This window comes from bacterium (genome assembly GCA_040755795.1).
Taxonomy (GTDB): domain Bacteria; phylum UBA9089; class CG2-30-40-21; order CG2-30-40-21; family SBAY01; genus JBFLXS01.
On sequence record JBFLXS010000125.1, the window covers coordinates 1 to 9,913 of the forward strand.

Sequence of the window (9,913 nt, forward strand, 5' to 3'; positions counted from 1 at the left end):
AGTTTGAGCCATTTCTCCAATTCTCCCTTTTCCCCATTTCTCCTTGTTTACACTTCTAATGTATAGCCCTGAACGGTTACGGTAGGCTGAAGATTTTTCCTCCTGTTGTCCTCTGCCTTCTGCCCTCGGGATTTATCCGTGCTAATCCGTGTTAATCAATGGCTGAATAGTTACTTTATTTCTATGTCTTCTCTGTTTCTCTGCGTCTCTGCGGTAAAGGACTACCTGAACGGTTACCTCATTTCAATGTATTCATAGACTTGAGTGGTTTGTGAAGATGATAGTTAAGATAATCAAACATTAATTCTGTGATTGCGGATAATAAATTTTTAGCCACTTGAATCTTTTTTAGACGGGGAATATCCAATTTAAGTAATTGATTTATTAGACTGTTAAGACTACCTGTTAGCATTATCCCATCTTTAATCTGATGTCCAGAACAAATTACTCCTCCTTGACTTGAGCTGAATTGTAATTTATCATTATTAATTAAGTTATGGCATAAAAGGCAAGTTTCGCCAAAGTGTGGTTTTAATCCTGCAATGGTCATTATTTTTAAGGTAAAAGCAGGTATTATCATTTCATTTTGTTCGTCTTTTAGCCAGGTGAGTGTTTGTAAGATAAGGGAAAATAATAATGGGTCTTTTTCTCTGCCTGCCACTAATGTATCTACCAACTCAATAATAAAAGAGCCCGTTGTAATTTTACTCAAATCCTCGCGGATTTCCTTAAATGAGTGAATAATCTGTGCCTGGGTAATAATATCAAGGTCTTTACCTTCTTTTCCATAAAGCAGGTAATCAGCGCAGGTAAAAATCTCAACACTACTCCCAAATTTACTGGTTGTTTTGCGGACACCTTTAGCCACCCCCTTTAATTTCCCAAATTTTTCAGTGAACAAGGTAATTATTTTATCCGCTTCACCTAAGTCTTGATTTCGTAAGACTATCCCTTTAGTGGCATATAATGGCATTTTAAAATCCTGATTTTTGTAACCGTTCAGCCACAGAGGCACAGAGTTCACAGAGAATTAGAGAAATTAGCCACAAATGGACACGAATTAACCTGTAACATTCGATAAATGTAGTGCGAATCTTTAGGTTTGCTTTCCTGCTTGTTAGAAGCGAGGCTAAAGCCTCGCACTACAAATCTTTTTATTATTCGTGTTCATTCGTGGTTATATATTACCTCTGTGTTCTCTGTGACTCTGTGGCTATATCCCTGTCATATCCATTTTCTATGTCTAAAAAACATTAATAATCCTAATGTCGTCCCAATTAGTAATGCCCAGACAAATGGCATACTTCGAATACATCCCCAGGTAAACTCTGGTAGTTTGATATTCATTCCGTAATAACTGGTAATTAAGGTCAGTGGCATCATAATGGTGGCAATTAATGTCAATACCTTCATTACTTCGGTTAAACGACTGGATGTCCAGGAAAAATATATTTCTAAAATATTAGTTGTCAGGTCTCGATACATATCAATCGTATCACCGATGCGAACTAAATGGTCATAAATATCTCGATAATAAATAAGTGTATTAGGTTTAATGAACGGTATATCCCTTCTTGAGAGCAATCCTATCACCGCCCGTTGTGGACCAATTATCTTGCGAATGGCTAAAATTTGCTTTTTTAACGAGAATATCTCATTCATTATCGCTTGCTTGCCTGGTTTTACCAGCACTTCATCCTCTACCTGTTCAATTTTATCATCTATTTCTTCTAAGAAAGGCAGATAACTATCAACAACTCCATCAATAATCGCGTGCAACAGGAAATCAGACCCTTTATCCAAAAACATAGGATTTTGCTTACAACGACTTGCGAGGTTGGCAATACTTTTAAATGGTTCTTCCTGGACGGTTACGACAAAATTTTTACCAAAAAAGATGTTTAAGTCTTCTGTCTTTAATTCTTCCTCACCATTCTCTCTATATTTTTTAACCCCTTGAATAACAATGAAGATGTGGTCCCCAAAATCATCTACCTTAGGTTGACTTTGTGGAAATAAACAGTCTTCAATGGCTAATTCATGAAATTTGAAATCTTCACTCAAAATACCAATTTCTTCATCTGTCGGGTCAATTAAATCAAGCCATAAAAGATGGTCATTATTCTTCAAAATCTCTCTTAGATTGATTTCTTTAAAATCAGTAATAAGTTTTTTCTCCCGGGTCAACAAAAATAAATTAATCATTGGTTATCTCTCCTTTTTAAAAATCTTAACCCTAAGAATACTCCTTTCATCTGCCTCAGTAATAGTCATATTTAGATTGTTATAGTTAATTATCTCGCCAGGTGCTGGTATTCTTCCTAATAAATCTAAAATAAATCCTGATATAGTTTCAAAATCATCTTGTGGCAAATTCAAATCTAATTCTTCATTTAACATTTCGATAGAGGTTCGGGCATCCACAAGATAGATGCCATCAACTAATGCCTTGATAAAAATTTCCTTTGCCTCATATTCATCCCGAATTTCACCAACAATCTCTTCTAATAAATCTTCTAATGTCACCAAACCTGCGGTGCCACCATACTCATCGACAACAATAGCAATTTGAGTATGATTGGCTTGAAACTCTTGCAGAAGTTTATCTATCCTTTTGCTTGTTGGCACAAAATAAGGAAATCGGATAAGTTCAATAACCGATGTTTCTTCAAATCCTTTCTCATAAAACTTAAAGATGTCTTTAATAAATATAATGCCAATAATATTATCAATAGTTTCATCATAAACAGGTATTCGAGAATGAGGATGTTTTTCAAATTCCTTTAATATGTCAGAGATATTATCCTCAATATTGAAACAAACCATATCAGTCCTTGGGGTCATTACCTCTTTTACCCGCCTCGTCGATAAACTAAAAACCCCATCTAACATCTCTTCTTCATCCTCATCTAAACTCCCGACCTCTTCTCCTTCTGAAATTAATAATCGTAATTCTTCTTTAGTCACAAATGGGTTTTTTGTCTTTAAATCAGAACCTTTCCAGAGATTAATGACCGGATTAGTTATCTTTGTCATTAAATTTACGCCGGGTAAAAGAAGCGAATAGATTAATTTCAAGGGATAAATTAAACTTAAGATTAATTTCGTTGAATGCGAACGAAATATGCTCTTTGGAATTATCTCACCAATTAAAAGGATGACAAAGGTTAAGATTATCTCCGTATAAATTGGATTTATCTTGTGTAAATGGCTCATAGAAGTCGTCACACAAGAAGCGGTAATAATCGCCATATTGATACCAACTAATAATGTCGCTAAAAGGAGTGGAGTATCTTTTAATAAATCGTGAGCAATTAATGCCCGGTGATATTTTTTTTCGACTAAATGCCTTAATCTAATCTTATTAATAGAAATAAATCCCATCTCCATTCCCGAGAAAAATCCAGCTAATAAAACGCACATTAATATTATAATAATACTAATGATAAGATATGGTATCATTTTTTATATATTTTATCACAAATTCTATGTTCTGTCAATGTAAAAAAACTTGATAAAAGAATAGTTTTATGATATGATATAAATAATATGGTTAAAGTAGAGAAGTTAAAGAAATTATTTCCATTACAACCGCGATTTTGGGGAAAATGCCATAAATTCGTCTATGCGGTAGATGAAATAAGTTTCTCAATTAATAAAGGAAGGACGCTTGGATTAGTTGGGGAAAGTGGCAGTGGTAAAACCACTTGCGGGAAATTGATGGTCAGATTGCATAACGCTACCGCGGGCAATGTTTTTATTAACGGTAAAGATATTGAGCATCTTGAAGGAAGGCAATTAAGGGAGTTCCGCAAGATAGTGCAGATGATATTTCAAGACCCGTATGAATCATTAAATCCCAGAATGACGGTAATGGATACTTTGCTTGAGCCATTAATAATTCAGCATATTGGAGATAGAGAAGAGAAGATTTTTAAGGCTTTAGAGGTAGTAGAACTTACGCCACCACAGGAATTTATACACCGTTTTCCCCATGAATTAAGTGGTGGTCAGCGACAACGGGTCTCTATCGCCCGCACATTAGTTGTTGAACCTGAATTTATTGTTGCGGATGAGCCGGTATCAATGTTAGATGCCTCAATCAGGGTAGGAATAATGAATTTACTTCTGCATTTGAAGGATGAATTTAATTTAACCTATTTATTCATTACCCATGACCTGGCGGTAGCGCGTTATATGTCTGATGAATTAGCGGTAATGTATCTGGGGAAAATAATTGAGATGGGGCAAACGGAAGAGATAATTAAAAATCCACAACATCCATATACAAAGGCGTTATTGTCTGCTGTGCCCATACCAGACCCAGACTACCAACGACCACGCGTAGATATAAAAGGACGAATTACGGCGCCAATTAATCCATTGCCCGAATGTCGGTTTACACCGCGATGTCCTCTGGTAAAAGATATTTGCAAAAAACAGATACCCGAACTTAAAAATATCGGTAATCAGCACCTCGTCGCCTGTTATCTTATTTAGAACGAGGTCAGACTCCGTTCTACCCTGTAGCTATCTCACAGGATAGCGAAAAAGTGTAACCGTTCAGGGATATAGCCACAGAGTCACAGAGAACACAGAGGGAATATAGCAGTTATTAGTCAAAATTTTACTCAGAGTGGATAAGGAAAAAATCCCAAATCCCAAGCACCAAATTCCACATACCAAAAAGCGAATTAGAGATTAGTGAATTAGAGATTAGATTTTACTAATTCGCTAATTCGTTTAATTCACTAAATGGAATTTGGAATTTGTGATTTGGAATTTCATAGCCCTATCTATGTCAAATTTCGATTAATAAGTGCTATAATTCGTATCCTTATGTGGCTAATTTCTCTAATTCTCTGTGAACTCTGTGCCTCTGTGGCTGAACGGTTACGAAAAAGTTGTTTTTGTCCTCAAAAGGACCAATTATCCACTTGACAAGATATAGCAAGATATGGTATCCTTTATTTTGGTAAATGGTAAATGGTAAATGGTAATTGGTAATTGGTAAATGGTAAATGGTAAATGGTAAATGGTAATTGGTAATTGGTAATTAGTTAACAGTTACTTGCTTTTAATTTCGTGAGTAACTATTCACCGCAGAGACGCAGAGGAACAGAGAAAAAAGGATTTAAATTAGATTGTGGATACCGGATAGATCTTTTAGTTGAAGAAAAAGTTATCGTAGAATTAAAAGCAGTCGAGCAACTACTTCCGATTCACGAAGCTCAACTTTTAATCTATCTAAAAATGATGAATAAAAGGATAGGTTTATTGATCAATTTTAATGTTTCTGTTCTAAGAGATGGAATTAAGCGTATAGCCAATAGATTTTAATTTTTTCTCTGTGTCTCCGCGTCTGTGCGGTGAATAGTTACTTTCGTGAAACCCTATAGGAGGAGGTAGAAATGATAAGAAGACCTGTAGTCGCAGGACAGTTTTATCCAGGGAATCCAGAAAGGTTGGAAGAGGAGATAAAAAACTATCTCATAACTGATGCTGTCCAGGAAGAGGTTATCGGGTTAATTGCCCCACATGCTGGTTATATCTATTCTGGCTCTACGGCTGGGGCAGTTTATTCAAGGATTAAACCTGCTCAAACCTTTATTATTCTATGCCCAAATCATACTGGCTACGGCAAACCATTTGCGATTATGACTAAAGGTATCTGGGAAACAGCATTAGGGAGTGTTCCGATTGATTTCCAGCTCGCTGACCAACTTCTATCTTCATCAAAACATCTACAAGAAGACCATCTTGCCCATCTTTACGAACATTCAATTGAAGTTCAACTTCCTTTTCTTCAGGTTCTATTTAAAGAAAATGCCTTTCAAATCGTCCCAATTTGCGTAAGTCATTCCAGAGATGAGGATTATAAACAGTTGGGACTTGAGATAGGTAAAACCCTTAAAAATCTATCAAAAAAGGTAGTCATAATTGCCTCATCAGATATGACCCATTATGAGTCTCATCAGGATGCCCAGCGCAAGGATAAAATAGCCATTGATTCTATCTTAAAATTAGACGAAGAGATGCTTCTGGAAAATGTCTATATCTTCCATATTACTATGTGTGGATACATCCCGGCGGTGATTATGTTAGTTGCGGCTAAAGAATTAGGGGCTAAAGAGGCAGAACTGGTCAAATACACGACCTCAGGTGAGACAACAGGAGATTATCAACAAGTCGTGGGTTATGCGGGGATTATAGTCAAGTGAGGCAAAAAAGATATAAAAATCCTATCCCTACAGTTGATATAATCATTGAGTTGGAAGATAAAGGGATTATTTTAATTAATCGCAAAAATCCACCTTATGGCTGGGCAATTCCGGGTGGATTTGTTGATTATGGTGAGAGTTTAGAACAAACCGCCGTCCGCGAGGCAAAAGAAGAAACTTCACTTGATGTCCATCTGATAAAACAATTCCATACTTACTCAAATCCGGAAAGAGACCCAAGACACCACACCATTACCACCGTTTATCTCGCCAGAGCAACGGGCACACCTAAAGCAGATGATGATGCCAAAGAAATAGGGGTTTTCACTCAAGAAACCCTACCCCAAAACCTTGCCTTCGACCATAAAAAGATATTGCAAGATTACTTTAATAATTTATTTTAATCCAAAATCCAAAATAATTCTATCCTTTTATTACACACATCCAAAGTCAACATTTTTATTGACAGTTCAACAATTCTATGATAATATAATTTTTGGAGAAAGGGAATTGGCTATATCTGTCATCATCATTACCTATAACGAAGAAGAGAATATCAAGGATTGTTTAGAAAGTGTCAAATGGGCAGATGAAATAGTGGTTGTGGATTCCGAAAGCAATGATAAAACGGTTGAGATTTGTAAGGAATACACGGATAAAATAATCCAGAGAAAATGGGAAGGATATGGTCTTCAAAAGCAATTTGCTTTAGAAAAGGCAACATCAGAGTGGGTATTGAGCATTGATGCAGATGAACGAGTAACAGCGCAACTAAAAGATGAAATACTCCAGAGCCAACTAAATAAAGATGGGTATTACATTCCGTTTAAACTCTACTGGCTTGGCAAAGAATTGCGATATGGCGGCTGTGGTCACGAAAAACATATCCGGTTGTTCAAAAGACAAAAGGCTAAATTTACTCAAGCCCTGGTTCATGAAGACCTGTTTATTGATGGAGAAATAGGCTATTTTAAAAATTATATCCTTCATTTTAGTTACAAAGATATTAGAGATTATTTCGAAAGGTTTAATCAATATTCCGGTATTGAGGCTTTAAAAAAATTTAACCGGGGAGAAAAAGTAATATTTACACTACAAATTTTACTTTCCTGCATAGATTTCATTAGCCGATATATTTTTAAATTAGGATTTTTAGATGGGACTCAAGGCTTTTTATGGGCAATCTTTTCCTCTTTTCATCGATTAGTAAAGTATGCTAAATTGTGGGAAATGACCCACTCAAAAATCCAAAATCCGTAACCGTTCAGGTGGTAATTTACCGCAGAGACGCAGAGGAACAGAGAAGACATATAGTAAGTATTAACCAAAAGTTCACATTAGTATTGTTGATGGTTGATAGTTTATGAAACTATCAACCATCAACCCTGTTGCTATATCTGTTCTATGACAAATTTTCGTTAATAACTACTATAAAAGATGTGGGTAATGATTAGGATGAAAATCAGGGAGGGAATTGTTGCCTCTGGTAAATAGATTTTAATTTTTTTCTCTGCGTCTCTGTGTCTCTGCGGTGAACGGTTACCAAAATCCAAAATGACTAAATTGGAAAATAGCGGCAAGGTAAAAAAGATACTTGTGGTAAGAAATGACCGAATAGGTGATTTAATCTTAAGTCTACCCGCGATAGCATCCTTAAGAAAAGGTTATCCTGATGCTCATATTGGGGTTTTAATTCGGGAATATACGCAGGAGATTTTATGGAATAATCCCGATATAGATGAGATAATTATTGACCGGGGACAGAATGTGTTTGAATTAGCCCGGCAGATAGCAGAAAAAAGATTTGACCTGGCAATAGTTCTTTATCCAAATTGGCGAAATGGCTGGCTCTGTTGGTTAAGTGGGATACCCTGGCGAATAGGAACAGGATATAAACCAGTTGGTATCTTATTTAACCAGAAGGCATATATTCACCGCACAAAAATTGTTCATCATGAAATGGACTATTGCCTGAAATTAGTTGAAAAAGCGGGTGTTCAATCTGTAAGAGAAAAAATTCAACTACAGATAAAGAAAGAAGATAAAGAATACGCTCAATCTTTATTGGAAAAATATCAGGTAAGGAATACCATCCCTTTAATTGGTATCCATCCTGGGAGTGGTGGGTCTGCTTTAAATTGGCCTGAGCATCTGTATGGTCGTCTAATTGACCTTTTGAGTGAAAAATACGGGGTAAAGGTCGTGTTAACTGGAAGTAAAGAAGAGGTGGAGAGAATATTACCTCAAACATACTCTCAACCAGTTAATTTAGCCGGCCAGACGACTCTGGGACAATTAATGGCTGTGTATTCATTTTATCACCTTTTTATTGGACCCAGCACCGGACCAATGCACATCGCGGCCGGGCTGGGTAAGCCAGTAATAGCGTTATTTCCACCCATTCGCACTCAAAGCTCGGCTAAATGGGGACCTCAGGGAGAAGGACATACAGTGCTTATGCCTGATGAGATAAAATGCCAATATAAACGCTGCAGATTACAAAAATGCCCATTCTATAATTGTATGGCACAAATTACCCCGGAACAGGTATTAATGGCTGTAGTAAATGTAGTAAGAAGGGTCACATCTTGAGTGAGTGTTGACAACTCTTTTCATCTATATAATTTGATGAATATTGCATAACCCATTGAAAAACAATAGATTGGATATAGATGTAAAGATACTCCAACTTTTCATTTATGATCAAAATCTTATGATATGAATTAGTGAATACTCCATGTAAGTTTATACCTAATTTCTTAATCGCTTTATTTTAATAGAGTTATACATACACTAAAATTTGTTCCTCGTCAAACAAAATGTAGTTTTTCTTGGCAACACTCACTTGAATTGTGAATTACCCGTTAATTCACAATTCAAGAGGCTGTTGACAAGAAAAAGTATAGTCCCTTTGATGAGGAAGAAGTTTTAATGTATGTATAACTCTATTAAAATAAACCACTTGAGAGGTTACACTTAAATTTACATGGATTTATTCACACATTCATCTATCAAAACATTGATTATAAATAAAAATTTGCACCAGCATTGCATTCACTCCAAGTCCTTAATTCTCAAGAGGTTGTGTAATATTCACCCCCGTTATACCGCTGAAAAGATATGTCAACAGCCTGTTGAATTATAAATTAAAGGATTAATTCATAATTCAAGATACGACCCTATCTCCACCCCCGACCCTATCTCCACCCGCGACCCTATCTCCACCCGACCCTATCTCCACCGACCCTATCTCCACAATATTTAATTTTGTATTTGCAGAAGAGGAGGTAATTGAATTATGAAAAATCTTAAAGGATTGGATGAAATTCACGAGATAATGGAAAAAATTTATGAGGAAGAAAAAAAATTAAGTTTTGAACAAAGGGTTAAAAAAATTAGAGATGAATCTGATAAATTTATATTGGAGCGGAAACTGGGTATAAAACGAGTCAAACCTAAAGAACTAAAATATAGTATGGCATAATTGTCCGCAACAGACAGATAAAAATCATTCTAAATACAAATGCAAAAATCAAAAGAAAAGAGTAACTATTCACCACAGAGACGCAGAGATGATATGATGAAGTGTCAAGTTTGACCTGCGAAAGATTTTATGGTATACTATACAAAAAGTATTAACTAACTAAAATAAGGAGGACAAACTTATGACACAAACAACATATTTACCAAAA

The 9,913-nt window shown here is 35.8% G+C and carries 9 protein-coding genes and 1 pseudogene; 7 read left to right on the plus strand and 3 right to left on the minus strand.

What is annotated here, in order from left to right; all coding sequences use genetic code 11:
* Positions 1-238: 238 nt before the first annotated feature.
* The 3 genes from recO to AB1414_09530 form a co-directional block, all read right to left on the minus strand.
* Positions 239-973, minus strand: coding sequence for a DNA repair protein RecO (gene recO, locus AB1414_09520; GenBank protein ID MEW6607673.1), 735 nt, complete (start codon positions 971-973; stop codon positions 239-241).
* Positions 974-1,224: 251 nt separating this feature from the next.
* Complete coding sequence (gene corA, locus AB1414_09525; protein ID MEW6607674.1) at positions 1,225-2,205, minus strand: magnesium/cobalt transporter CorA; 981 nt, start codon at positions 2,203-2,205, stop codon at positions 1,225-1,227.
* Positions 2,206-2,208: 3 nt separating this feature from the next.
* Positions 2,209-3,462, minus strand: coding sequence for a hemolysin family protein (locus AB1414_09530; GenBank protein ID MEW6607675.1), 1,254 nt, complete (start codon positions 3,460-3,462; stop codon positions 2,209-2,211).
* An 87-nt stretch (positions 3,463-3,549) separates the two neighbouring features.
* Between AB1414_09530 and AB1414_09535 the strand changes: the two genes are divergently transcribed.
* From AB1414_09535 to AB1414_09565, 7 genes and pseudogenes are all read left to right on the plus strand, one after another.
* Positions 3,550-4,500: an ABC transporter ATP-binding protein gene (locus AB1414_09535; protein MEW6607676.1), complete on the plus strand. Its 951-nt coding sequence runs from the start codon at positions 3,550-3,552 to the stop codon at positions 4,498-4,500.
* Between the two features lie 627 nt (positions 4,501-5,127).
* Positions 5,128-5,340, plus strand: a pseudogene (locus AB1414_09540) (GxxExxY protein).
* A gap of 71 nt (positions 5,341-5,411) precedes the next feature.
* Entirely contained in the window at positions 5,412-6,221 is an 810-nt protein-coding gene (gene amrB / locus AB1414_09545) for an AmmeMemoRadiSam system protein B (protein ID MEW6607677.1), read from the plus strand.
* A complete protein-coding gene (locus tag AB1414_09550; GenBank protein MEW6607678.1) occupies positions 6,218-6,625 on the plus strand; it encodes an NUDIX hydrolase in 408 nt (135 codons plus the stop codon). Before amrB ends, AB1414_09550 begins: the two co-directional genes overlap by 4 nt.
* A 58-nt stretch (positions 6,626-6,683) precedes the next feature.
* Positions 6,684-7,481 carry a glycosyltransferase family 2 protein gene (locus AB1414_09555; protein MEW6607679.1) on the plus strand — a complete coding sequence of 266 codons (798 nt, stop codon included), beginning with the start codon at positions 6,684-6,686 and terminating at the stop codon, positions 7,479-7,481.
* Positions 7,482-7,775: 294 nt separating this feature from the next.
* Entirely contained in the window at positions 7,776-8,813 is a 1,038-nt protein-coding gene (locus AB1414_09560) for a glycosyltransferase family 9 protein (GenBank protein MEW6607680.1), read from the plus strand.
* A gap of 706 nt (positions 8,814-9,519) precedes the next feature.
* Complete coding sequence (locus AB1414_09565; protein MEW6607681.1) at positions 9,520-9,705, plus strand: hypothetical protein; 186 nt, start codon at positions 9,520-9,522, stop codon at positions 9,703-9,705.
* Positions 9,706-9,913 lie beyond the last annotated feature (208 nt).

Coding starts and splice junctions, on each gene's coding strand:
- recO (MEW6607673.1), bottom strand. CDS start 973: ATGCCATTATATGCCACTAAAGGGATAGTCTTACGAAATCAAGACTTA.
- corA (MEW6607674.1), bottom strand. CDS start 2,205: ATGATTAATTTATTTTTGTTGACCCGGGAGAAAAAACTTATTACTGAT.
- AB1414_09530 (MEW6607675.1), bottom strand. CDS start 3,462: ATGATACCATATCTTATCATTAGTATTATTATAATATTAATGTGCGTT.
- AB1414_09535 (MEW6607676.1), top strand. CDS start 3,550: ATGGTTAAAGTAGAGAAGTTAAAGAAATTATTTCCATTACAACCGCGA.
- amrB (MEW6607677.1), top strand. CDS start 5,412: ATGATAAGAAGACCTGTAGTCGCAGGACAGTTTTATCCAGGGAATCCA.
- AB1414_09560 (MEW6607680.1), top strand. CDS start 7,776: ATGACTAAATTGGAAAATAGCGGCAAGGTAAAAAAGATACTTGTGGTA.
- AB1414_09565 (MEW6607681.1), top strand. CDS start 9,520: ATGAAAAATCTTAAAGGATTGGATGAAATTCACGAGATAATGGAAAAA.